Here is a 25,512-nt window from a genome sequence, read left to right as displayed (position 1 = left end):
GATAATCAACGCATCTCCCTGTTGTGTCCACCCAAGTACTGCCCGTGCCTGATGCCCGTCCTGCCAAACCGTCGGCCACGTCCGCGCTGGTCCGGCGGGGCCGTGGCCGCCCTCCGTTGACCCGCGACGAGGCCCAGGCGGTGCGCGACCGCATCCAGGCCGCTGCCGCCCAGGTCTTTGCGCAGCACGGCTACCACGGGGTCTCGGTCGAGTTGATCCTGCAAGCCTGCGGGGTGTCCCGCCCCACGTTCTACCGCTACTTTCGCAACACCGACGAGGTCATCAACCTCGTGCTGCAGGACGTCAATGATTCGCTGATTCGCGAGGTCACCCTGGCTGTGCGCACGGCCGATGGGCCCTTGCAGAAGGTGGAGTCCGGCTTGCTGGCGTGGCGCCACTGGGGTGAGCGACAGGGCCCATTGCTCAAGGCCGTGTTTGCCGAGATGCACGACACGCACTCTCCTGCCGCCGCCCATCGGCAACGTGTGCTGGAGGCGCTGGCCCGCGAGCTCAACGAGGCCGTCACCAGCCTGGGGCGTGAGCCCTTTGACCCTCTGCAGGTCGAGACCTTCGTGATCGGGGTGGAGTACCTGGGCTATCGCTTTCACTTCGGGCCTGATGGCCCCACCGAAGAATCCTGGCAGCGCACCCGCGATGCAATGGTGCGGCTGGCGCTGGGGATGCTGGGCGGGGCGCTGGAGTGGGCGCACGCGCCGCAGCTGGCCGGGGTGCTGGGCCTGCGCGTGCGCTGACGCGTCAAGGCTGGGGCGCGCTGGCGACGGCAGGTGGCGCCGCCACCGACAAGGGCGCGGCCGGCGGCACACAACCCAGTTGCGCGCCCACGCCTTTCAAGAAGGCCCGCCGGATGCCACCGGTCACGATGGCCTGGCTCACCCGTCGCGAGTGACGCTCGGCGCCACTGAGCTTGCGCAGCCAGCTGCGAAAGGGCACCACCCCCTCGACCGTTCGGCGCACCATGCCCACGCCAGAGTCTTCGGCAAAGTCGCTGCCGCGCTCCAGCCACGAGCTCACGTCGCCGCCTTTGGGCGCATCCAGGTCCGAGCCCAGTGCGGCATTGAGCAGGATGATCTGTTCACCGATGTGCTGGCAGCTCAACTCCTGGGGTGGGTGGTAGGCGCCTTGATCCACGGCATCTTGCAGCACGGCAGGGATCTCGCTGCGGACCATGTTCAGATCGCTCAAGGGGGTCAGCACCGCGCCGCCCACCCGATCGGTGACGGCCTCTTCATGCTCGACGACACGGCCGTCGGCCTGTGTGGTGGCCTTGGGTTTGCTGGCGCAGGCCGACAAGCCCAGGGCGGCCGCCAGGCTCAGGGCAACGATGCAGGTCGGTCGGCGCGTGGTGTGTGGCTGGGTCATGGTGTGATCGGAGGCTCGGTGGAGGTCGTTGCGGCAACCACCTGGTTGCGTCCCTGGAGCTTGCCCTGGTAGAGGGCCGTGTCGGCGCGCTGAATGGCGTGCTCCATGTCTTCGTCTGGCCCCACCTCGGCCACGCCCAGCGTGGCGCTGAGGGCCAGCGGCAGCTGGCCTGGGTGTTCGATGCGCTGGATGGCCAGGCGCAACCGTTCGGCCACGGGCAGGCCGTCGGTGAGGCCCGCAAACGGCAGCACCACCAGAAACTCTTCGCCGCCCCAGCGTGCGACGTAGTCCATGTCGCGCACCTCCGCGCGCAGCACGCCGGAGACGGCCTGCAAGGCCCAGTCGCCCACGGCGTGTCCGTGAGTGTCATTCAGGCGTTTGAAGTGGTCGATGTCGAGCAGCATCACGCACAGGGGATGTGGTCGGCGTTGGCGTTGCGCTTGCTCACGCTCAAGGGCTTCGATCAGGCTGCGTCGGTTCATCAGACCGGTCAGGTGGTCGGTGGTGGCCACGCGCTGAAGTCGGCGCTCGGCCTCGGCGATCACGTGCACGTAGACCACCGTCAAGGCCCCGAGCACGACCATGGTCGACAGCAGATTGAAGTGGTGCATGTAGGCGAGCGTGGCGGGATCCATGGCGCGGGCCGGCGCCGCCTGACGCCACCACAGGTCCATGCCCAGGTACATGAAGGCCACCAGCAGGCCCAGGCCCACCCGCAATGGCCACCTTGCCAGCGTGCTGGCCAGGATCACCGGGATGGTCACCAGCAGGTAGTAATGAAAGCCGCTGTCCCAGCCCACAACGTACACGGCCAGCATGGCGTGGCCGATGACCTCGACGCCCATCAGGCTCAAGCCCCAGCCCAGCCTGTCGCGCTGAATCCAGGCGCTGGCCAGCACGTAGATGAGCACGCTGCCGATGTTGATCCACCCCAGTGGCGTCACCCCGTGCTGAAAAAACAGCCATGCGAACGCCGCGTGGACCACGCCGCCCAGCAGCGATGCCACGAGCAACAACCTGGCAAACGCTTCGTAAGCCACCGACGCACGGCGCATCCATCTCCTCCAGCATGCTGTGGATTCAGCATAGCAGGCGCGTCGTGGGCTGATCCATTGAAATGCACGGTGAGTCCCGTTTGGGGTTTTCCCGGTGGGGTTTCGTGATGAATGGCACGACTTCCGGTCGATGTTCCGGCCCTTGCGCTGGGGGCCATTTGCCTAGCATGTCAGCATGTCCAAGGGTGCCACACCGGGTGGTGATCTCATGTTCGGGCTGAAGCCATGTTGACGCAGCGCGAGTCGCCTTCCACGCCATCAGGCACGGATCTGCCGCAGGATCCGGGCCCAGATGGGCTTGTGCGCGCGTCGCTGGCGGCGGTGCTGGGTGAAGCCTCGCTGGACGCGGCCTTGGCCGCCCTGGCCACGGTGCTGGCGCAGCGCCTGGGGTGCCGGCGTGTGGCCATCGGGTGGGTAGAGCGTGACGCCTGGCGGGTCAGGGCGCTGTCTCATGGCGCGCAGGTCAGCGAGCGGGCGCGCCTGCCCGAACTGCTGGAGGCCATGCAGGAATCGGCCGTTCAGGGTCAAAGCCTGTGTGTGCCCCGCGTGGCCGATGGCCTGGTGCGCATCACGCTGGCCCATCGTGCCTTGATGCGCCAAGAAGGACTGTTGGGCGTGCTGACGGTGCCACTGGCGCTGCGGGGTGTCACCTGGGGTGCCGTCACCTGTGAGCGCGAACACGGTCGATTCTTGCCGGGCGAGATCATCGCCATGGAATCCATGGTGGAGCAGGTGGTGCCGCTGTTGCGGCTGCATCACCAGGCCGGCCTGGGCGCCTGGGCGCGGTGGCGCGATTCGGTGCGCACGGGCTGGGCGCAACAGGGGCGCCGCGGCCGCATGGTGTGGCGATGGGCTGCCGGGGCCACGGTGCTGGCGCTGGCCGCCTTGTTGGCGTGGCCTCTGCCCCGAAACCTGCCCGCGCCCGCCAGGGTCGAAGGGGCTTTGCAGCGCGTCATGACGGCGCCCATGGATGGCTTTCTCCAACAAGTGATGGCGCGGCCGGGCGACGTGGTGCAGCCCGGTCAGGTGCTGGCCCAGATGGCCGATGAGGACCTGCAGCTGCAAGTGCGGGCCTTTCAGGCGGATGTGGCGCAACACGACAATGCCTTTGTGGACGCGTTCACGCGCGGTGAACGTGCCGAGGCGGCCATGGCCCAGGCCCGTGCCATGGAGGCCCGTGTGCAGTTGGCGCGGGCGCAGCAGCAATTGGCCCGCACCCGCATCCTTGCACCGTTCGAGGCGGTGGTGATCTCGGGCGACCTCAGTCAGCGACTCGGCGCCCCCTTGCAGCGCAGTGACCTGCTGTTCACCCTGGCCCCGTTGAGCGGTTGGCGGCTGGTGCTGGACGTTGACGAGCGCCAGATCGCCGAGGTGCGGCCCGGGCAGGTGGCGCAGGTGCTGCTCACGGCCTTGCCGGACTCGCCCATGCGCCTGCGTGTGACGCGCGTGACACCCCTGGCGCGCTCGGTGGAGGGGCGCCAGCGCTTCGAGGTGCTGGCCCAGCCCGATGGGGCGGTGCCGGCAGGGTGGCGCCCGGGCATGCAGGGGGTGGCCCAGATTGAACTGGCGCCGCAGCCGCTGGCCCTGCGATGGGCGCAAGAGGCTTGGCGAGGCCTGCGCTGGATGACGTGGTCGTGGTGGTGAGGACCGGACATGCACGATGCCCTGTTGTCGCCCCATTGGTTCCGCATCGCCGGCTTGCACGCGCAGTTGCGCCCGCAGGTTCGGGTGCACCGACAGCCGTCGCGAGGGCAGGGCTGGTATGTGCTGTACAACGCGGCATCTGGTCGATTTCACCGCGTGCATGCGCGTGCCTACGAACTGGTCGGTCGCCTCGATGGCGAACACAGCATCGATGCCATCTGGAAAGACCTGATCGAACAGCTCGGCGATGACGCCCCCACACAGGACGAGGTGATGACCATGCTCGCCCAGCTGGCCGAGGGCGACCTGCTGCAGGCCGAGCACATGCCGGATCTGCGCCGGCTGCTGGCCCAGGCAGAGCGGCGCACACAGGCAGAGCGGCGCGCACGGGTCAATCCATTGTCGTTTCGGGTGCGCTTGTTCGACCCCATGCCTTGGATGCAGCGCATGGGCGCATGGGCGCGGCTGCTGTTTGGTGCGCCGGTGGCCTGGTTGTGGCTGCTCTCTGTGTGCGCTGCAGGGGTGCTGGCCTGGCGCCATCAGCCCGAGTTGTGGGCGCAAGCGCAGTACAGCCTGGGACAGCCGCATGTGCTGTTGATGATGTGGCTGATCTATCCCTTGATGAAGGCCTTGCACGAAGCTGGACACGCCCTGGCCTTGCGCCGCTATGGCTGTGAGTCACGCGAGGTGGGCGTGACCTTTTTGTTGTTGATGCCCTTGCCCCATGTGGACGCCACGGACGCCTTGCGCCTGGCCAGCCGGTGGCAGCGGGCCACCATCGTGGCCGCCGGGATGGCCGTGGAGCTGGCGGTGGCGGCGCTGGCCATGTTCGCGTGGCTGGTGGTGGAGCCCGGTCTGGTGCGAGACATGGCGCTCGTGACCATGCTGCTGGGCGGGGTGTCTACCCTCTTGTTCAATGGCAACCCATTGATGCGCTATGACGGCTATCACCTGATGTGCGATGTGCTGGACCTGCCCAATCTGGGGCCACGCAGCACGCGCCACTGGCGCCGGCATCTGCAGCAACTGCTGTTGTGGTGTGTGGGGCAGCGCGCATCGACGGCAGCAAGCCCGGCCACCGACATGCGTGAGCGCTGGGCCCTGTGGCTGTATGCGCCGCTGGCCTGGTGGTGGCGGCTGGTGGTGTCGGTCATGGTGATGCAGTGGCTGGGCCACTGGTCACCGTGGCTGTCTTGGGCGGTGGGCTTGTGGATGGTCTGGGCGCTGCTGCTGTCGCCGGTGCTGACCTGGGTCAAGGAGACCGTCAGCCTGCCCGAACTGGGCGCTGCGCGGGGCCTGGCGCGTTGGGCGCTCACGGCCTTGGTTCTGGCGCTGGTGCTGTTGACCTTGTGGTGGCCGTGGTCGCCCTCCTTGCACGCACAGGGCCTGGTGTGGCTGCCCGACGCGGTCATCCTGCGTGCACCCCACGCGGCACGGGTCGACGCGGTGCTGGCGCGCGATGGTGAGCGCGTGCAGCTGGGTCAGCCGCTGTTGCGCCTGAGCTCGGATGAGCTCGTGGCCGATGCAGCGGTGCTGCAGGCCCGCATCGCGGCGCTGGAGGCCGAACGCAGCGCGGCCTGGGGGCATGACCCGGTGCGCGTGGGTCAGGCTCAGGAAGCCTTGGCCCGCGATCAGGCCGCGCTGGCGGATGTGCAGCAACGCCTGCAGCGCCTGGTGCTGCGGGCGCAGGCCCCCGGCGTGTTTGTGCTGCCCACCGCCCAGGATGGCTTGCTGCGCCATGTGCAGCAGGGCGAGACGCTGGCCCACGTGCTGCCCGCCCATGGTGCCCGCGTGCTGGCCTTGATCGACGACGATGACGTCGGTCTGTGGCGGCAGGCGCTGGAAGGCGCTGAAGCGTCAACGGCCCGACCCGAAGTGATGCTGGCCGACCAGCGTGGCCAGGTTCACGCGGCGCGCCTGCTGCGCCAGGCCCCGGCGGCACTGGAGCGTCTGCCCACACCCTCACTGGGTGCTTTGCAAGGTGGGCCCGTGCCCACCGACCCGGCCGATCCCGAGGGCTTGAAGCCCCTGCGGCCTGTGTTCGTCGTCGAGCTGGACGTGCCCACGCGCGACCACGCACGCGTTGGCGCGCGCGCCCAGGTCAAGCTCAACCTGCCTGAGCAATCTCTGGCGCAGCAACTGTTCTTCCGACTTCGGCAACTGCTCTTGAGGCAGTTTGCCCAGCTGGCCTGAGGAGGTGTTGCATGCCCACCTTGTTGCACTCTTCCTGGCGCGCAGCGGCGCCCACCACCCACCGTCAGGTTCTGGCCGATGGCGTGCGCCAGGCCCATTGGGTGCCGCGCCCGGGCCCTCTGTGGGGCACCTATCCCATGATGAATGTCGCGCAGCGTGGCCCCGCCACGGTGGCTGACTGGTGGCGTCGCTGGCGGCACCAGGAGCCGCCGCCGTCGGCGGCCCGCTGCCAGGTGATCGTGCAGCAGGTGCTGCGCCGCGCCGAGGCGCTGGCCACCACGCCGCCCACGGCGTTCACCCAGCGGGTGCAGCATGCACGCCTGGGCCTGGTTCGCCATGGCCTGGGCTTGGCGCATCTGGTCGAGCCCTTGGCCGTGGTGGCCGAGGCGCTGCGCCGCCACTCGGGGCTGACGGTGCGTGACGCCCAGGTGCATGCCGCCGTGCTGATGCTCTCGAACGTGCTGGTCGAGCTGGCCACTGGCGAAGGCAAGTCGGTCGTGGCCGTGCTCACGGCCGGTGTGGCGGCACTGGCTGGCGTGCCGGTGCATGTGCTCACGGCCAACGACTACCTGGCCGCACGGGACGCCGAACAGTGGTCTCCGGTGTACGCCTTGCTGGGCCTGCGTGTCGGATTGATCCAGGCCAGCGATGAGCCCGATGCGCGGCGTGAGGCCTACCAGTGCGAGGTGGTGCACGCCAGCGCCCGTGAGGTGGCCTTCGATCACCTGCGTGATCGCCTGGGTGCGCAAGACAACGCCCGGGCGGGGCTGGGGCATGAGCGCCCCGTGCTGCGCGGCCTGTGCATGGCCGTGCTGGACGAGGCCGATGGCGCCCTGGTCGACGAGGCCACGGTGCCCATGATCCTGTCTCGCCAGGTGGCCGATGACCTGGCCCAGCGTCACCGGGTGGCGCTGTTCCTGGCCCGGCAGATGCAGGTGAACGTGCATGCGGTGGAACATCTGCCCGGTCGCTGGCAACTGACCGAGGTGGGGCGTGACTGGTTGCGCGCCCGTGCCCAGTCGCTGGGCGGCGACTGGCGGCTGCGGCGTTGGCGCGAAGAGATCATCACCCTGGCCCTGACGGCCTTGCACAGCCACCAGCGCGACGTGCACTATGTCGTGCACGATGGCGAGATCCAGATCGTCGATGCCTTCACGGGTCGACGCGCCGAAGGCCGCCATTGGTCACGTGGCCTGCATCAGCTGGTGGCCCTCAAGGAAGGCCTGAGCCCCGCTCCCCTGACCGAGACCCTTCAGCAACTGAGCTACCAGCAGTTCTTTCCGCGCTACCTGCGGCTGTGCGGCCAGAGTGGCACGCTGTGGGAGGCCCGCGCCGAGATGCTGGCGGTGTACGGCGTGCCCGTGGTGCGCGTGGCCCCGCATCGTCCGGTGCAGCGGGTGGAGCGTGGTGTGAGGGTCCGCCAAGACGACCACGCGCTGTGGCAATCCGTGGCCCATCGTGTGGGCCAGCTGCACGCCGAGGGCTTGCCGGTGCTGGTGGGCACCCGGTCGGTGGCCGAATCCGACGAGGTGGCCTCGGCGCTGCGCCTGGCGGGTCTGGCGCCCCGGGTGCTCAATGCCCGGGACGACGCCGACGAGGCGGGCATCGTGGCCCGGGCCGGACAGCCCGGGGCGATCACCGTGGCCACCCAGATGGCGGGACGGGGCACCGACGTTCCCGTGCCCGAGGCCGTCGCGGCCCGAGGCGGATTGCAGGTGCTCAGCGTGGGCCTGTTGCTGTCCGGTCGGGTGGCTCGGCAACTGGCGGGCCGCGCCGGTCGCGGTGGGCAGCCTGGCGCCCATGAGCGCTGGCTCAGCCGACGTGATGCACTCTGGCGGTCTTGCCCATGGTGGGCCCGCGTGCTCGTGGCCACCTTGCCCGGGGCGTGGTCGTGGGCCTGGTGCTGCACCCTGGCGGCCGTTCAGGCGCACCACGCGCGTGCGCAGGTGCAGGCCCGCTGGCAGGGTCTGGCCCATGAGGACCGACAAGGCGAGCGCCTGGCCTGGACCGGGCATCATCCCTGGGATCGGTGAGGCCCGCTGTGCGTCGACACCCCTCGCCCCCATCCCCCCCGCCCGTGGCCTTCCAGGTGGAAGAGCTCGAGTCGCGTCTGCTGTTTTCAGCCGATGCCGCCGTCTTGCTTCCGGGGGCCGCGCTGCTGGACACCGGCTCCTCCCCTGAGGTGAGCTCGCTGCAGGCCTGGGTGGCCCCGGCCGCCGTCGCCGAGGTGGTGGCCGCACAGTCGCCATCGGACGGTGGCGAGATCGTGTTCGTGGACGCAGGGGTTCCCGACGCTCATGGCTTGGTCGAGCAGATCCGGGCGCAACTGTCGCCAGAGCGTGATCTTCAGGTCGTGATGCTCGATGGTCAGCGAGATGCGTTTGCGCAGATCGAGGCGGCGCTGGCCCAACACCAAGGCCTGAGTGCGATGCACCTCATCACCCACGGTGATGGCGAAGGGCTGCAATTGGGCGGTGTGCGCCTGAGTGCCGACACCCTGCTGGACCACGCGGGCGACGTCGCGGCCTGGGGCGGTGCCCTGGCGCCCGACGCAGACCTGCTGCTGTATGGCTGCGACCTGGCCTCCACCGAGCTGGGCCGTGCCTTGGTGACGCAATTGGGCGAGTTGACGGGGGCCGATGTCGCCGCGAGCACGGACCTGACGGGGCACACCGATCTGGCGGGCAACTGGACGCTGGAGTACAGCGTGGGGACGATTCAGGCAGCGACCCTGGAGGGTGGGCAGTGGCACAACGTGCTGGCCACCGCATCGTTCAGGGATGGCGAGAGCGGCTACACCGGCACCGAGGACACGTTCCTGGAGCTGCTGGGTCCGGCCAACAACAACGCCGCCGACACCACGATCTATGCGGGGCGGTCGGGCACCTACGACCCCTTCCAGATCCTGTTCAAGTTCAACGACATCGTGGGCGCAGGCGTGGGCCAGATTCCTCAGGGATCGACCATCAACAGCGTCACGCTCACCCTGACCATCACCGCCCAGTCCACCTTCACCAACCCCACCTTCAGCATTTACCGCATGCTGGAGAGCTGGTCGGACACGACCACGTGGAGCACGATGGGTGGCGGCGGTGGCGGTGTGGACGGTCTCGAAGCACGGCTCATTGCCGACGTGACCCTGGCAGAAAGCGGCAACAAGACCTACACCGTGGGCAGCACAGCGGCCCTCGTGGCCAGCGTGCAGGCGTGGGTGAACGACCCCGCCAGCAACCAGGGTTGGTACATCTTCAACGACGACTACGGGTCACGGGTGGGGTTTGCCTCGTCCGAGGTGGGCACCGTCAGCCAGCGTCCCAAGCTGACCGTGGATTTCACCCCGCCCACGCCACCCTCGATGGACCTGGACGCCAACAACAGCTCTGGCGCCACGGGCAACAACTACAGCGGCGCGTATACCGAGAACATCCCGGCGGCCATCGCCGATGTGGCCGATGCCACGATCACGGCGGGCGCCGGCACGCTCACCGGCATGACGGTGAGCTTGAACAACCGGCCTGATGGCGTGCTGGAGTCCTTGAGCTTCACACAAGACACCACGCCCATCACGGGCAGCTACGACAGCGGCACCGGGGTGCTGACCTTGTCGGGCAGCGCCAGCGCGGCGCAGTACCAGGAGGTGTTGCGTTCCATCCGCTACGACAACAGCTCGGACAACCCCACCACCACAGCGCGAGGCCTGACCGTCACGCTGACCGATCAATATGGCCAGACAGCGACCGCCTCGTCGAGCCTGAGCGTGACACGCGTCAACGACGCCCCCACGATCACCAGCAACGGTGGCGGCGGCAGCGCCACCATCTACGTCAATGAAACGCTGACGGCGGTCACCACCGTCACGTCCACCGACCCCGACAGCGGCTCGCTGACCTACAGCATCTCGGGTGGTGCGGACGCGGCGAGGTTCAGCATCAACAGCAGCACCGGTGTGCTCACCTTCTCGTCGGCACCCGACCATGAGGCACCGACCGATGCGGGCGCCGACAACATCTACGACGTGATCGTGCGCGTCAGCGATGGCAGCTTGACCGACACCCAGACCCTGTCGGTGCAGGTGCTGGACATGCCCACCACGCTGGTGGTCACCACCACGGCCGACACCAACGACACGGGTCTGGGCAGCTCCTTCACCATTGAGCAACTCAACGCGGTCTCGGGTGGCAGCGATGGGCGGGTTTCGTTGCGCGAGGCGCTGATCGCCGCCAACACCACGGCGGGCCTGGACACCATCGGCTTCAACATCCTCACGGGGGGTGTCGATGCCTACGGTGCGTATGTCATCACCACCACCAGCTCGCTGGCCACGATCTCTGACGCCGTGGTGATCGACGCCTCGACCCAGCCCGGCACGGGCGCGGCAGGGCATCCCTTGATCGTGCTGGACGGCAATGGCGCGGTGGCGTACGGCCTGCAGCTCAGCTCCACGTCGGACGGCAGCACCATCCGGGGCCTGGTCATTCGCGACTTCACGTCTTACGGCCTCTACCTGCCTGCGGGCTCGGACAACCAGACCATCGTGGGCAACTACATCGGTTCGTTCAATGCCGATGGCAGCGATGCGGGCGCGGCCAAGGCCAACAACTCGGCCGGTGTGTACAGCCATGGGGCCAACCTGGTGCTGGGCGGCACCACCGCTGCCGATCGCAACGTGATCTCAGGCAACGGGGCCACGTACAACGTCTACCTGGGCACGGGCTCGAACAACGCCGTGGTGCAAGGCAACTACCTGGGTACCAACGCCGCCGGCACGGCGGTGATCGCGGGCAATGGCAGTTATGGTCTGATGGTGGAGTCCTCGTCCACCAACGTCACCATCGGTGGCACCGCCGCGGGCGCTGGCAACGTGATCTCGGGCTTCACCTCTCGGGGCGCGTGGATCACCACCACGGGCACGGTCACGATCCAGGGCAATTACTTTGGCACCAACGCGGCGGGCACGGCGGCGCTGGGCAATGTGGTGGGCCTGTACATCGATGACGGTGGCGACGTGGTGGTGGGTGGCAGCGCGGCCGGTGCGCGCAACGTCATCTCGGGCAACACCAGCCACGGCATCCATGTCACGGGCAGTGGGGTCATCAGCATCCAGGGCAATTACATTGGTGTGGCGGCCGATGGCACCAGCCTGCTGGGCAATGGCGGGGCCGGGGTGTACATCGCGGCCAGCGATGTCACGGTGGGCGGCAAGAATGCGGATGAAGGCAACCTGATCGCGGGCAACACGGGCGCTGGCATCGCCGTGGCCTCGGGTTATCACAACTTCTTCTACCGCAACAGCATCTACGGCAACGGTGGCCTGGGCATCGACCTGGGCAACGATGGCGTCACCGCCAACGATTACAACGATGGTGACGGCGGCGCCAACTATTCAAACAACTTCCCCGTCATCACCTCGGTGGTCACCATCGGTGATACCACCTTCATCAAGGGCTCGATCGACTGGTACACGGGCGGAGAGCCCATCTACATCGAGTTGTTTGCCAGCCCGTCGGCCGACGCTTCCGGGTATGGCGAAGGCCGAACCTACCTCGGCGCAGTGCAGGTGAGCACCGACACCAATGGTGACGCGACGTTTTCGCTGGCCGTGACTGGCGCCTCGGTGGGCGACTGGATCACGGCGGTGGCCAACGTGGAAGGGGGCTTCACCGGAGCCTCCGAGTTTTCGCTGGCCGTGCAGGCCGTGTCGCTGGCCAACGCACCTCGCGGCAAGGCCATCTGGAACAACAACGATCGCTTCTTCCAGTACACGGCCGACTGGAATGGCACCAGCTTCAATCCCACCGGCGTGACGGGCGTGGACCTGGGCGACGACATCACCATGATGGCCGCGGCCGAAGCGCCCACCCGCAACGAGATCATCCTGATCGGCTCGGCGGACGTGTCAGGGCGCATCCTGGCGGTGATCTGGGATGGCAGCACCTGGTCGTCGGTGCTCAGCATCCCCATTGCCAGCCCCTCAGCCACGGCCAGCTCGCACTTCAGTTTTGCTGTCGCTTATGAGAACGAGAGCGGTGATGCCATGCTGGTGTGGGACAACGGGAACACCGCCGGCTTGGGCCTGTCGTACGCCACCTGGGATGGCAGCAACTGGTCTTCGGTCAACACCATCGCCATGCCGGTCACGGGCGAGCCTGTGCACCTGCGCCTGGCCAATCAGCCGGGCAGCGATCAGATGGTGCTGGTGGGACAGACCACGGCCGCCAGCAACAACCAGTTTGCGATGGTGTGGAATGGCGCCAGTTGGGGCAACGTCGTCACGCTGGGCACGAACAGCTCGCAACAGTATTTCGAGACCCAGGTGGCCTACGAGGCCCAGAGCGGGCGGGCCATGGTGCTGTACGACGCCTCGGCGTCCAACTCGTCTGACTTGCAATACCGCCTGTGGGATGGCTTGAGCTGGAGCACCGAACAGACGGTCACGGCGCCGGCGGGCATCACGGCCACCTCGGAGCTGTACTCCACGGCGATCGCCTCTGACTCGGGCAGCAACCGCATCGCCATCGCGGCCAAGAACGCGTTGGAAGAGGTTTGGCTGGCTGTGTGGGATGGCAGCAGTTGGGGTGACAAGCTGGTGGCCACCACCTCGGGGGTGGAGTTGGTGGAAGATCACCCGACGATGTCGCTGGCATTCGAGACGCAGTCGGGTGATCTGCTGGCCGCCTATGGCAAGAGCGCCGGGCCCAATGTGTACTACCGCACCTGGTCGTCCGGCAGTGGTTGGTCGTCGGAGTTGACCGGTCCCAGCATGGGGGGCACGGATGTGCCCTATGTGGTCAAGCTCTACGCCGACCCCCACAGCAACAGCGTCATGATGGGCGTGCAGGACAACGCCCAGGATCTGCACTATGTGCTGTGGAATGGCAGCAGTTGGGGCGCGGTGCAAACGGTGGAGACCACGACGGGCGAGACCTACCGCGAAAACTTCACCTACGTCTGGTACGAGAACGCCGCCCCCGTGATCAGCAACCTGTCGGGCGACACCATGGTGCACACGGCGAGCCAGGGTGCTGCCGTCATCGACCAGGGCACCGGCGCCAGCGTTGTCGATCCGGACAGCACGGGCTACGAAGGCGGCAACCTCACGGTGTCGATTGCAGCCGGCGGCGTGCCGGCCCAGGATGTGCTGGGCATTCGAGACCAGGGCCATGGCGCCGGCCAGATCGGCGTGAGTGGTGCCAACGTGAGCTACGGCGGCACCGTCATCGGAACGTTCACAGGCGGCGTGAGCGGCAACGACCTGGTGATCACGCTCAATGCCTTGGCAGACGACGCCGCCGTGACGGCCCTGGTGGCCAACATCACCTACAACAACCTCAGTGGCAGCCCCACCGTGGGCGCGCGCACGGTGCGCTTCACGGTGACCGATGGCATGGGGGTGAGCAGCACGCCCGTGGACACCACCGTGATCGCCACGCTGGCCAACACGGCGCCCACCCTCACCAGCGGCAGCACCGCCTCGGTGGCCGAGAACAGCACGGCGGTGATGACGGTCACGGCCACCGATGCCGATGTGCCGACGCAGACGCTGACCTACAGCATCGTGGGTGGGGATGACGCCGCGCGCTTCAGCATCAACAGCAGCACCGGGGTCCTGACGTTCGTGAGCGCGCCCAACTACGAGAGCCCGGACGACATCGGTGGTGACCGCGTCTACCACGTGACGGTTCAGGTGAGCGATGGCGCCCTCACCGGCACGCAGGCCATCGCCGTCACGGTGACGGACGTGGATGAATTCGACGTGGGCGCGGTGACGGACGGCAATGTGGCGGCCAACCAGGTGGCCGAGAACGCCGCCAACGGCAGCACGGTGGGCATCACGGCCACGGCCACCGACGCCGATGGCAGCACCAACACCATCACCTACTCTTTGAGCAACAACGCCGGCGGGCGCTTCGCCATCAACGCCAGCACCGGCGTGGTGACGGTGGCCGATGGCAGCCAGCTCAACTACGAGGCCGCCACCTCACACGGCATCACGGTGCTGGCCACCAGCGCGGACGGCTCAAGCAGCTCGCAAAGCTTCACCATCAACCTCACCGACGTGGACGAGTTCGACGTGGGCGCGGTGACCGACAGCAACGCGGCGGCCAACCAGGTGGCCGAGAACGCCGCCAACGGCAGCACGGTGGGCATCACGGCCACGGCCAGCGATGCCGATGGCAGTACTAACACCATCACGTACAGCCTGAGCAACGATGCGGGCGGGCGCTTTGCCATCAACGCCAGCACGGGCGTGGTGACGGTGGCCGATGGCAGCCAGCTCAACTACGAGGCCGCGACCTCGCACGGCATCACGGTGCTGGCCACCAGCGCCGATGGATCGACCAGCTCGCAAAGCTTCACCATCAACCTCACCGATGTCGATGAGTTCGACGTGGGCGCGGTGACCGACAGCAACGCCACCGCCAACCAGGTGGCCGAGAACGCCGCCAATGGCAGCACGGTGGGCATCACGGCCACGGCCAGTGACGCCGATGGCAGCAACAACACCGTCACCTACTCGCTGAGCAACGATGCGGGCGGGCGTTTTGCCATCAACGCCAGCACCGGCGTGGTGACGGTGGCCGATGGCAGCCAGCTCAACTACGAGGCGGCCACCTCGCACGGCATCACGGTGCTGGCCACCAGCGCCGACGGCTCGACCAACTCGCAAAGCTTCACCATCAACCTCACCGACGTGGACGAGTTCAATGTGGGTGCGGTGACCGACAGCAACGCGGCGGCCAACCAGGTGGCCGAGAACGCTGCCAACGGCAGCACGGTGGGCATCACGGCCACGGCCAGCGATGCCGATGGCAGCAACAACACCGTCACCTATTCACTGAGCAACGATGCGGGTGGGCGCTTCGCCATCAACGCCAGCACGGGCGTGGTGACGGTGGCCGATGGCAGCCAGCTCAACTACGAGGCTGCCACCTCGCACAGCATCACCGTGCTGGCCACCAGTGCCGATGGCTCAAGCAGCTCGCAAAGCTTCACCATCAACCTCACCGATGTGGATGAGTTCGATGTGAGCGCCGTCAGCGATGTGAACGCGGCCGCCAATGAGATCGCGGAGAACGCCTCCAACGGTGACGCAGTGGGCATCACGGCCTTGGCCAGCGACGCCGATGCCACCACCAACACCATCACCTACAGCCTGATGGATGACGCGGGCGGGCGCTTCACGATCAACGCCAGCACGGGCGTGGTGACGGTGGCCAACGCCAGCCTGCTGGACTACGAAACCGACACCTCGCACAACCTCACCGTGCTGGCCACCAGTGCCGATGGCTCAAGTTCCTCACAAGGCTTCACCATCCAGGTGCTGGACCGCAGTGAGGCCGGGGTGGGGGCGGTGTCCGACACCGATGCAGCCGCTGACCAGGTGGCCGAGAACGCGGCCAATGGCACCGCGGTGGCCATCACGGCCCAGGCCATCGACCCCGATGTGCTGGACACGGTGACCTACAGCCTCAGCGATGACGCCGGTGGTCGCTTTGCGATCGATGTGAACACGGGCGTGGTGACGGTGGCCGATGGCGGCCTGCTGGACCGCGAAGCCGCAGCCAGCCACCAGATCAGCGTGGTGGCCACCAGCACCGATGGTTCGTCCACCAGCCGCAACTTCACCATCAACCTGGTGGACGTCGACGAGTTTGATGTGGGCGCCGTGACCGATGGCGATGGCGCCGCCAACCAGGTGGCCGAGAACGCCGCCAATGGCAGCGCCGTGGGCATCACGGCCCAGGCCAGCGATACCGATGCGACCTCCAACACCATCACCTACAGCCTGGATGACGACGCTGGCGGGCGCTTCGCCATCAACGCGAGCACCGGCGTGGTGACGGTGGCCGACGGCAGCCTGCTGGACCGCGAAGCCGCGGCCTCTCACGACATCACCGTGCGGGCCACCAGTGCGGACACATCGAGCAGCACCCAGGTGTTCACCATCAACCTGGTGGACGTCAACGAGGCCGACATCAGTGCGGTGAGCGACGCCGATGCCGGTGCCAACACCGTGCTGGAGAACGCCGCCAATGGCAGCACGGTGGGCATCACCGCGCAGGCCACCGACGCCGACGCCACCAACAGTGCCGTGACCTACAGCCTGAGCGATGACGCCGGGGGGCGGTTTGCCATCAACGCCAGCACGGGCGTGATCACCGTGGCCGACGGCAGCGCCTTGAACCGAGAGGCCGATGCCACGCACGACATCACCGTGGTGGCGACCAGCGCCGATGGCTCCAGCAGCAGCCAGGTGTTCACCATTTCCGTGGGTGATGTGGACGAGTTCGATGTGTCGGCTGTGAGCGACGTCGATGCCGGGGCCAACGAGCTGGCCGAGAACGCCACCAACGGCAGCGCGGTGGGCATCACGGCGCAGGCCAGTGACGCCGATGCCACCACCAACGCCATCGCCTACAGCCTGACGGACGACGCCGGGGGGCGCTTTGCCATCGACGCCAGCACGGGCGTGGTGACGGTGGCCGATGGCAGCCAGCTCAACTACGAGGCCGCGACCTCGCACAGCATCACGGTGCTGGCCACCAGCGCCGACGGCTCAAGCAGCGCCCAAAGCTACACCATCAACCTGAGCGACGTTGACGAGTTCGACGTGGGCGCGGTGAGCGACAGCAACGCGGCCGCCAACCAGGTGGCCGAGAACGCAACCAACGGCAGCATCGTGGGCCTCACGGCCCTGGCCAGCGATGCCGACGGCAGCAACAACACCATCACCTACGGCCTGTTTGACGACGCGGGCGGTCGCTTTGCCATCGACGCGAGCACGGGCGTGGTCACGGTGGCCAATGGTGGCTTGCTGGATGCCGAGTCGGCCGCCAGTCACGACATCACGGTGCGGGCCTTGAGCAGTGATGGGTCCAGCAGCACACAGGTCTTCACGATCCTGGTGGGCGACGTGGACGAGTTTGACGTGGGCGCGGTCAGCGATGCCAACGCCGCCAGCGACCAAGTGGTCGAGAACGCCGCCAATGGCAGCACGGTGGGCATCACGGCATCCGCCAGCGATGCCGATGCGAGCACCAGCGCCATCAACTACAGCCTGACGGACGATGCGGGTGGACGCTTCGCGATCAACGCCAGCACCGGCGTGGTGACTGTGGCCAACGGCAGTGCGCTCGATCGCGAGGCCGCTGCCAGCCACGACATCACCGTGCTGGCCACCAGCGCGGACGGTTCCACCAACTCGCAGACCTTCACCATCCATGTCGGCGATGTCGATGAATTTGATGTGAGCGCGGTGAGTGATGCCGACGCCACGGCCAACCAGGTGGCCGAGAACGCCGCCAACGGCAGCACCGTGGGCATCACCGCCCAGGCCAGCGATGCCGACGCCACCGGCAGCACCATCACCTACAGCCTCAGTGCCAACGCGGGCGGCCGCTTTGCCATCAACGCCAGCACGGGCGTGGTGACGGTGGCCAATGGCAGCCTGCTCAACCACGAGGCCGCCACCTCGCACAGCATCACCGTGGTGGCCACCAGCGCCGATGGCTCCAGCAGCAGCCAGTCCTACCTCATCCAGGTGAGTGACGTGAACGAGTTCGCCGTGGGCGCGGTCAGCGATGCCGACGTGGCGGCCAACGTGGTGTCCGAGAACGCGGCCAATGGCAGCACGGTGGGCATCACGGCCTACGCCGTCGATGCCGATGGCAGCAACAACACCGTCAGCTATTCGCTCAGTGACGACGCGGGCGGTCGATTCACCATCGATGCCAGCACGGGCGTGGTGACCGTGGCCAACGGCAGCTTGCTGGACCACGAAAGCAGCACGTCGCACGCGATCACCGTGCGTGCAGACAGCAGCGACGGCTCGTTCAGCACGCAGGGCTTCACCATCAGCCTGGCCGATGTGGATGAGTTCGATGTCAGCGCGGTGGTGGACACCAACGCCACCGTAAACGCCCTGGCCGAGAACGCTGCCAATGGCAGCCTGGTGGGCATCACGGCCCAGGCGACGGATGCCGATGGCTCGAACAACGCCGTCACCTACAGCCTCAGTGACGATGCGGGCGGACGCTTTGCGATCGATGCCGGCACGGGCGTGGTGACGGTGGCCAATGGCAGCTTGCTGGATTACGAAGCCGCGACCAGCCACGACATCACGGTGCTGGCCACCAGCGCCGATGGATCGACCAGCGCACAGGGCTTCACCATCGGCCTCAACGATGTGGACGAGTTCGATGTGGGCGCCATGACCGACAGCGACGCGGCGGCCAACCAGGTGCCCGAGAACGCCGTCAATGGCAGCACCGTGGGCATCACGGCGTTGGCCAGTGATGCCGATGGCAGCAACCACACCATCACGTACAGCCTGAGCGATGCTGCCGGAGGACGATTCGCCATCGACGCCAGCACGGGTGTGGTGACGGTGGCCGATGGTGGGCAACTGGACCACGAGGTCGCCAGTTCGCACAGCATCACGGTGTTGGCCACCAGTGCCGATGGCTCCAGCAGCAGCCAGACCTTCGTCATCAACCTGCTGGATGTGAACGACAACACGCCGCTCATCACCAGCCTGGGTGGTGGTCCATCGGGGGCGGTCTCGGTCAACGAGAACACCTTGGCCGTGACGACGATGTCGGCGACCGACGCCGACCTGGGCGACACGCTCACCTACAGCATCGTTGGCGGCGCCGACGCCAGCCTGTTCGTCGTGGATGCCAACTCAGGGGCCTTGCGCTTCCTGGCGGCACCTGACCATGAGGCGCCTGCGGACGCCGATGGCAACAATGTGTACGAGGTGCAGGTGGCGGTCAACGACGGGGTTCACCTGGTCACCCAGCAGGTGGCTGTGACCGTGGCCGACGTGCCCGAATCGTCAAGCCCGACGGGCGAGGTGCCGCCACCCACGGCACCCCCTGTCACGCCCGCACCGCCCGCGCCAGCCACCCCCACCCTGGACGAGCCCGCGCGCATCGAGCCGCCCGCTGCCGACCCCTCCGTCGTGGACGACACGGGCGCCGACAGCGGCACCGAGCAAGAGGCCCCAGACACGTCGCCGGGTGGCGAGGCCTTGCTGGGCGTCCCTGGCCTGGTGGCCGATGCGCTGGGTGCGCCCTCGGGCGTGTCGGCTTCGTCCGCCAACGCCGGTGCCGGGGGCGTGACCCCGGCGTCTCCCACCGACTATCGATGGACCTGGCAAGGCGTGGTCTTCGAGCCCGACGCCTGGTTGAGCAGCTCGCCCGTTCAGGTGCTGATCCAGGCCATCGAGGTGGCTCAGCAGGCCACCGATGGCGCACCAGGGCGACCTGACGCGGTGCCCGTGGACATTGGCCTGGGCCAGCTCAGCGCCTGGCCCCCCGCGTCGGGCGACCTGAGCCTCACGCTCGATGCGCAGGCCATGCAGTTGGGCGGGGTGGCCTTGTCCGCCGGGGCGGTGTGGTGGGCTGTGCGCACCAGCGGGGTGCTGGCCAGCATGGCCGTGTCGGCACCGGCCTGGCGTGGCATCGACCCCTTGCCCATCCTCAGCCGCGAGCGTGACGACGATGCCCTGCCGTCCGAGCCCGACGACGCTGCCGGAGGGGCCGAGGCCCTGTTCGATGGTTTGCGCGCTGACCGCGCGGTGGTGGACATCGAGCCCGCCTGAACGGAACTGAACCAGGATGAGCCCTTATTCCTCAGACCACATGGGTCGGAAAGCACCGACCATGGGCACAAGATGGGCGCAGAGTGGACGCCCCAGAGGTTTGCGCATGATGAAAATGATTCAGTCGTGTGGCCTGGGTCTGGCGATGTGGCTCGGTGCAGCCCACGCCGAGCCCTTGAGCTGCCTGATCGAACCGGATCGTGTGGCTGATGTCGGGGCCGCATCGGTCGGCGTGATCGAAGAGGTTCGCGTCGAACGGGGTGATCGCGTCAAAGCCGGCCAGGTGCTGGCGACGCTGAGCTCTGGCGTTGAGCGCGCCTCGGTGGCCGTGGCCCAGGCCCGGGCCCACGCCGATGCCGAGGTCAAGGCCGCAGAAGCTGCAGCGGCCCTGGCACGCAGCAAGCTGGACCGTGCACGCGATCTGGTCAAGGCCAACTTCATCTCGCCTCAGGCGCTGGAGCAGGCCGAGGCCGAATACCGTGTGGCACAACAGCGGGCTCAGCAGGCGGTGGACGCCAGGGATGTGGCCCGTCGAGAGTACGAACTTTCGACGGCCCAGTTGGGCCAGCGTCTGATCCGCGCCCCCTTCGAGGGCATCGTGATCGAACGCTACCGCAGCCAGGGTGAGCGCATCGAACGCGAGCCGGTGGTCAAGATCGCGCGCATCGATCCCCTGCGCGTGGAGGCAATTGCCCCGGCGGCGCTGTACGGCACCATCCGGGCCGGGCAAGGGGCCCGGGTCACGCCCCAGCTCAAGCAGTTCGGCACGCTGTCGGCCACCGTGTCCCTGGTGGACAAGGTGGTGGATGCGGCCTCCAACAGCTTTCGGGTTCGATTGACCTTGCCCAACCCTGAACAGGCCATCCCGTCCGGTTTGCGGTGCACGGTGGAGCTGGTGCAGGGTGGACCTTCAGCGGGCATGCCCTGAGGCCAGCATGGGCGGCTCTCGGCGCGATCGATGGTGGAGCGGGTGGCGCACGTGGTGGCGCCCCTCGGCCACGACGCGTCTGGTGTGGGGCCTGGTCTCGCTCACCCTCAGCGTGGTGCTGCTGCTGGACCTGATGCTGGGGATCTTTCCCAGTGAGCAGACGCGCTTGCGCGACCTGCGCGAGCGCGAGGCCCATGCCCTGGCGGTGCAGGCGCGCGTGCTGCTGATTCAGCCCGATGGACCCGTGCTGCTCAACCGTGCGTTTGACGACCTGGCCGAGGCTTCGAGCGACATCCTCTCGGTGGGCGTGCGTCGCCGCGACGGCGTCTTGCTGGCCGCTTCCTCGTCCCACGAAGAACACTGGGTGGCGCGTGACGACCTGCGCTCCACCATGAGCGCCGTCACGGTGCCCCTGCTGTCGTCGCAGGGGGTCTGGGGCGCCGTGGAAATCCGTTACCAGGACCAATCCAGGCTCGCAGGGTGGCGCGACTGGCTGGGCGGCTCGTTGTTGTCGTTGATGCTGGGCCTGGGCACGCTGGGCGCTGGCGTCTATTACTTCTACCTGCGGCGCATGCTGCAGCATCTGGACCCCTCGCAGGCCATCCCTGACCGTGTGCGCGCCGCCTTTGACGCCCTGACCGAAGGCCTCATCGTGCTGGACGATCGCCACCGCGTGATGCTGGTCAACGAGGCCTTGTTGCGGCTGTACCCGGCCCATGAAGGCTGGATGGGCCGCTCGATCAACGACTTTGCCTGGCTGACCGAAGCCTTGTCCACGACCGGGCGCGACCAGACCCCTTGGGACGAGGCCATGCGCAGCGGGCAGCCCGTGCTGGGGGTGCGACTGGACATCGGTGCCCAAGGGCAAAGCCCGCACCATGTGCTGCTCAACTGCGCGGCCATCACCGACGGCCGGGGCAAGCCCCGGGGCTGTCTGGTCACGCTGGACGATGTCACCGAACTGGACCGTGCCAACGCACGCCTGCGCCAGGCCTTGACCGAGCTGGAGTCCTCGCACGCCCAGATCCAGCGGCAGAACGTCGAGCTGGAGCAACTGGCCAACCACGACCCCATGACAGGCTGCCTCAACCGGCGCTCGTTTTACGCGCGGGCAGGGCGGCACTTCACGCAGAGCCAACGCTACGGCACCCCGCTGGCCTGCATCATGACCGACATCGACAAGTTCAAGAACTTCAACGACACCCATGGTCATGCCGTGGGTGACCAGGTCATCCAGCAGGTGGCCCGTGTGCTCAAGACCTCGTTGCGGGCTGACGATCTCTTGTGTCGCTACGGTGGCGAGGAGTTCTGCATTTTGCTGCCCGCCACCACGCTGGACGAAGCCATGCAGGTGGCCCAGAGGATGCGAGCCCGCATCGAAGCCGAGGCCGGCGCGGCCATCACCGAGACACCCGGCCTGCGCATCACCTCCAGCTTCGGTGTGTGCACCCTGCCAGAGCGTCAGCCCGAGACATTGGACAAGCTCATCGAGCAGGCCGATGCGGGCTTGTACGCCGCCAAAGAGTCTGGCCGCAACCGGGTGTGTTACGCGCCTGAGGTGTGTGCGGATGTGGCGGGGTGAGTTTGTGCGTTGATTTGTGCGTTGATGGTGTGCGATGGGTGGCGGCGCCGGCCCTCGGGGCGGGGCACGACCGAGGCCGCGCACCTCTTCAACACGATGGCGTGAGTGCACCCTGGTCGCAACCGCCCATGCCGGGCCTGCGCCGCCACCCATCACACACCATCCCGAACCACCGAGTTGGTTGACGAGTCAGTCGCATCCCCTCAACGCACCGAACGTGCCTCAAGGAGCGAGGTGCGACGACCTCAAGCCGCCACCGCCTGCACCCCATGCTCGGACGCCGCCTTCAAGCCCAGCATCTGACGCGCCTCGGCGGGTGACGCCACCTCGCGGCCTGCACGGCGCGCACACGCCGCCAGCGCCTCGATCAACTGGCCGTTGCCGCTGGTCTTCTCGCCACCTGGCAGGTAGAAGGTGTCTTCCACGCCGGTGCGCAGCATGCCGCCCAGCTCGGCCGTGGCCTGGTGCACGGCCCAGATTTCTTCGCGACCAATCAGGGTGGTCTGCCAGACGGTGCCTGGTTCGCGGTACTTTACCAGCAGCTTGAGCAGGTCCACATCGGCCGGCATGCCCGAGGCCACACCCATCACGAAGTTGTACTCCAGCACATCGGCCATGCCCGCCTTGCGGTACATGCCCACCGAGCGCACGATGCCCACGTCAAAGCATTCGAACTCGGGGCGCGTGCCGGCTTCGTTCATCACATCGATCATGGCCTTGACCTTGTCGACCGTGTTGTCAAACAGCATGGGCGGCCAGGCCCACTGGCCGTTGTCCTTGATCTTCAGGTAGTTCAGGCTGCCCGCGTTGCAGGCGGCGATCTCGGGGCGCACCGCGCGGATGCACGCGGCCGGGCCGCTGATGTCGGGGCCCACCACGCCGGTGGTCAGGTTGATGATGACGCCGGGGCAGGCCTCGCGGATGGCGGTGTCGATCTCGCTGGCCACCGCCGGGTCCCAGCTGGGAAAGCGCCCCATGCCCGGCTCTTGCCGGCGCAGGTGCACGTGCATGATCGAGGCGCCCGCATCGTAGGCCTCGCGCGCAGCAGCGGCCATTTCCTTGGCCGTCACGGGCACGGGGTGTTGTTGCGGGTCGGTCAGCACGCCCGTGAGCGCACAGGTGAGGATGGCCTTGTCCATGTCAGTTGTCCTTCGTCAGTTCGATGTCGATCAGCAGGGCCTTGGCCTGCACCTGGGTGCCCGGGGTGGCGTGCACGGCCTTCACCGTGCCCGGCGCCTGGGCGTTGAGCCACATTTCCATCTTCATGGCCTCGATGGCCATCAGCGGCTGGCCTTCGGTGACCACGTCGCCGGCCTGCACCAGCACCTGGGTGACGGTGCCTGCCACGGGGGCCAGGGCGCGGCTCGGGTCGAGCGCGTTGCCCGCATCGGGCCAGGCCGAGACCTCGGTGAAGCTGAACACCGCCGCGTCGATCACCAGGTGCAAGGTGTCACCCAGCCACACAGCGCGCACGCGGCGTTGCACGCCATCGAGTTCGATGCGCGCTTCGCCACGCTCGGCGTTGTCGCTCAAGAGACGCAGGGTGACAGCCCCCGCTTGCGGGGTCATCGCCACGCGGTAGAGGCCGCCAGAAGCCGCGCTCACACGCAGCGTGCGCTTCACGCTGTCTTGCTGCAGGGGCAGGTCCCAGGCGCTGACGCTGTCGGCGCGCAGCAGCGTGGCCGTGCCTTGCTGACGTGCGCCGAACAAGGCGCCCGCGATCAACCACGCCTCTTCCGAAGCCACTGGCGCTTGCAGGATGAGGTCGCCTTCGCTTTGCCACTGGTCGATCAGCGTGGTGGTCATGCTGCCGGCGCGAAAGCGCGGGTGGTCGACCAGGTCACGCAGGAAGCGGGCGTTATGCTTCAGGCCCAGCAGCGGCGCATCGTCCAGCGTGGCCATCAGGCGGCGGATGGCGTCGGCGCGGTCGCGACCATGCACGATGAGCTTGGCCACCATCGGATCGTAGTGTGGCGTGACTTCGCCACCTTCGCGGATGCCGTCGTCGATGCGCACGCCTTCATACAAGGCCTGCGCGGGGCGCCACCATTGCACGGGGCCCGTCTGCGGCGCAAAGCCCGCGTACGGGTCTTCGGCGTACAGGCGCGCCTCGATGGCGTGGCCCGTCAGCGTGATGTCTTCCTGCTTGGCAGGCAGCGGCTGGCCGTCGGCCACGCGGATCTGCCACTCCACCAGGTCGAAGCCCGAGACCATTTCGGTGACCGGGTGCTCCACCTGCAGGCGGGTGTTCATCTCCAGGAAGTAGTGGTTCAGGTCCTGGTCGACGATGTACTCGATGGTGCCGGCACCACGGTAGCCGATGGCCTGCGCAGCCAGCACGGCGTCGCGACCCATGCGTTCGCGCATGGCGGGGCTCACCACGGGCGAGGGCGATTCTTCGATGACCTTCTGGCGGCGGCGCTGGGCCGTGCAGTCGCGCTCGCCGATGTAGACGGCGTTGCCGTGCGCATCCGCAAACACCTGGATCTCGATGTGGCGGCCATCGAGGATCAGGCGCTCCAGCATCAGCGTGCCGTCGCCGAAGGCGTTCTGCGCCTCGCGGCGGGCGCTGGTGATGGCTTGGGCGAGCTCGGCCTTCTCGTGCACCAGGCGCATGCCGCGCCCGCCACCACCGCTGACGGCTTTCACCAGCAGCGGGTAGCCCATGCGCTCGGCCTGCTCGATCAGGGTGGCGTCGTCCTGCTGGTCACCCAGGTAGCCGGGCGCGCAGGGCACGCCAGCTTCGATCATGGCGCGCTTGGCACCGGCTTTGTCGCCCATCACGCGGATGGCATGGGGCGAAGGTCCGATGAAGGTCACGCCCGCGTCGGCGCAGGCTTGTGCGAAGTCGGCGTTCTCAGACAGGAAGCCGTAGCCGGGGTGCAGCGCGTTGGCGCCGGTCTTGCGGCAGGCAGCCAGCAAGGCTTCGACGTTGAGGTAGGACTGCGCTGCCGCAGCAGGCCCGATGCAGACGGCCTCGTCGGCCAGCGACACGTGCGGTGCTTGCGCGTCGGCCTCGCTGAAGACGGCCACCGTGCGGTAGCCGAGCTTGCGGGCGGTGCGGATGACGCGGCAGGCGATTTCCCCGCGGTTGGCGATGAGGATTTTCTTGATCATGGTGTGA

At 67.6% G+C, this 25,512-nt stretch carries 11 protein-coding genes; 7 read left to right on the top strand and 4 right to left on the bottom strand.

What is annotated here, in order from left to right; translation table 11 throughout:
- The first annotated feature begins 23 nt into the window (after positions 1 to 23).
- The gene (locus WNB94_RS08110) at positions 24 to 752 is read left to right on the top strand and encodes a TetR/AcrR family transcriptional regulator (RefSeq protein ID WP_341389573.1); all 729 of its coding nucleotides are present in this window, start codon (positions 24 to 26) and stop codon (positions 750 to 752) included.
- A gap of 4 nt (positions 753 to 756) precedes the next feature.
- Here WNB94_RS08110 and WNB94_RS08105 read toward each other — a convergent pair whose 3' ends face one another.
- On the bottom strand, positions 757 to 1,380 hold the full coding sequence (locus WNB94_RS08105) for a hypothetical protein (protein WP_341389572.1): 624 nt from the start codon (positions 1,378 to 1,380) through the stop codon (positions 757 to 759).
- Positions 1,377 to 2,435: a GGDEF domain-containing protein gene (locus tag WNB94_RS08100; protein WP_341389570.1), complete on the bottom strand. Its 1,059-nt coding sequence runs from the start codon at positions 2,433 to 2,435 to the stop codon at positions 1,377 to 1,379. The genes WNB94_RS08105 and WNB94_RS08100 overlap by 4 nt, the downstream gene beginning before the upstream one ends.
- 225 nt (positions 2,436 to 2,660) lie before the next feature.
- On the opposite strand from WNB94_RS08100, the gene WNB94_RS08095 reads away from it, so the two are divergent.
- From WNB94_RS08095 to WNB94_RS08070, 6 genes are all read left to right on the top strand, one after another.
- Positions 2,661 to 4,079, top strand: a complete 1,419-nt coding sequence (locus tag WNB94_RS08095) for a GAF domain-containing protein (RefSeq protein ID WP_341389568.1) — start codon at positions 2,661 to 2,663, stop codon at positions 4,077 to 4,079.
- A gap of 9 nt (positions 4,080 to 4,088) precedes the next feature.
- Positions 4,089 to 6,272, top strand: a complete 2,184-nt coding sequence (locus WNB94_RS08090; protein ID WP_341389567.1) for a hypothetical protein — start codon at positions 4,089 to 4,091, stop codon at positions 6,270 to 6,272.
- 11 nt (positions 6,273 to 6,283) lie between these two features.
- Positions 6,284 to 8,305 (top strand): preprotein translocase subunit SecA, encoded by a 2,022-nt coding sequence (locus tag WNB94_RS08085; protein WP_341389566.1) that lies wholly within the window; start codon positions 6,284 to 6,286, stop codon positions 8,303 to 8,305.
- An 8-nt stretch (positions 8,306 to 8,313) separates the two neighbouring features.
- On the top strand, positions 8,314 to 19,878 hold the full coding sequence (locus WNB94_RS08080; RefSeq protein WP_341389565.1) for a cadherin domain-containing protein: 11,565 nt from the start codon (positions 8,314 to 8,316) through the stop codon (positions 19,876 to 19,878).
- A 106-nt stretch (positions 19,879 to 19,984) separates the two neighbouring features.
- The gene (locus WNB94_RS08075) at positions 19,985 to 20,806 is read left to right on the top strand and encodes an efflux RND transporter periplasmic adaptor subunit (RefSeq protein ID WP_341389563.1); all 822 of its coding nucleotides are present in this window, start codon (positions 19,985 to 19,987) and stop codon (positions 20,804 to 20,806) included.
- Positions 20,807 to 20,813: 7 nt separating this feature from the next.
- Complete coding sequence (locus WNB94_RS08070) at positions 20,814 to 22,388, top strand: sensor domain-containing diguanylate cyclase (protein WP_341389562.1); 1,575 nt, start codon at positions 20,814 to 20,816, stop codon at positions 22,386 to 22,388.
- A gap of 245 nt (positions 22,389 to 22,633) precedes the next feature.
- Here the strand turns inward: WNB94_RS08070 and WNB94_RS08065 are convergent, their stop codons facing one another.
- Both WNB94_RS08065 and WNB94_RS08060 read right to left on the bottom strand, forming a co-directional pair.
- Positions 22,634 to 23,527 (bottom strand): beta-keto acid cleavage family enzyme, encoded by an 894-nt coding sequence (locus WNB94_RS08065; RefSeq protein ID WP_341389561.1) that lies wholly within the window; start codon positions 23,525 to 23,527, stop codon positions 22,634 to 22,636.
- A 1-nt stretch (position 23,528) separates the two neighbouring features.
- Positions 23,529 to 25,505, bottom strand: a complete 1,977-nt coding sequence (locus WNB94_RS08060) for an acetyl/propionyl/methylcrotonyl-CoA carboxylase subunit alpha (protein WP_341389560.1) — start codon at positions 25,503 to 25,505, stop codon at positions 23,529 to 23,531.
- Positions 25,506 to 25,512 lie beyond the last annotated feature (7 nt).

The organism is Aquabacterium sp. A3 (genome assembly GCF_038069945.1).
Lineage (GTDB): Bacteria > Pseudomonadota > Gammaproteobacteria > Burkholderiales > Burkholderiaceae_C > Aquabacterium.
The sequence above is the reverse complement of the archived record's forward strand: the minus strand, read 5'-3'. Positions and strand labels throughout refer to the sequence as shown.

Excerpts from the sequence above, each read along its gene's own strand:
- WNB94_RS08095 (WP_341389568.1), top strand. The coding sequence starts at position 2,661 with ATGTTGACGCAGCGCGAGTCGCCTTCCACGCCATCAGGCACGGATCTG.
- WNB94_RS08090 (WP_341389567.1), top strand. The coding sequence starts at position 4,089 with ATGCACGATGCCCTGTTGTCGCCCCATTGGTTCCGCATCGCCGGCTTG.
- WNB94_RS08105 (WP_341389572.1), bottom strand. The coding sequence starts at position 1,380 with ATGACCCAGCCACACACCACGCGCCGACCGACCTGCATCGTTGCCCTG.
- WNB94_RS08100 (WP_341389570.1), bottom strand. The coding sequence starts at position 2,435 with ATGCGCCGTGCGTCGGTGGCTTACGAAGCGTTTGCCAGGTTGTTGCTC.
- WNB94_RS08065 (WP_341389561.1), bottom strand. The coding sequence starts at position 23,527 with ATGGACAAGGCCATCCTCACCTGTGCGCTCACGGGCGTGCTGACCGAC.
- WNB94_RS08075 (WP_341389563.1), top strand. The coding sequence starts at position 19,985 with ATGATGAAAATGATTCAGTCGTGTGGCCTGGGTCTGGCGATGTGGCTC.
- WNB94_RS08060 (WP_341389560.1), bottom strand. The coding sequence starts at position 25,505 with ATGATCAAGAAAATCCTCATCGCCAACCGCGGGGAAATCGCCTGCCGC.
- WNB94_RS08085 (WP_341389566.1), top strand. The coding sequence starts at position 6,284 with ATGCCCACCTTGTTGCACTCTTCCTGGCGCGCAGCGGCGCCCACCACC.
- WNB94_RS08070 (WP_341389562.1), top strand. The coding sequence starts at position 20,814 with ATGGGCGGCTCTCGGCGCGATCGATGGTGGAGCGGGTGGCGCACGTGG.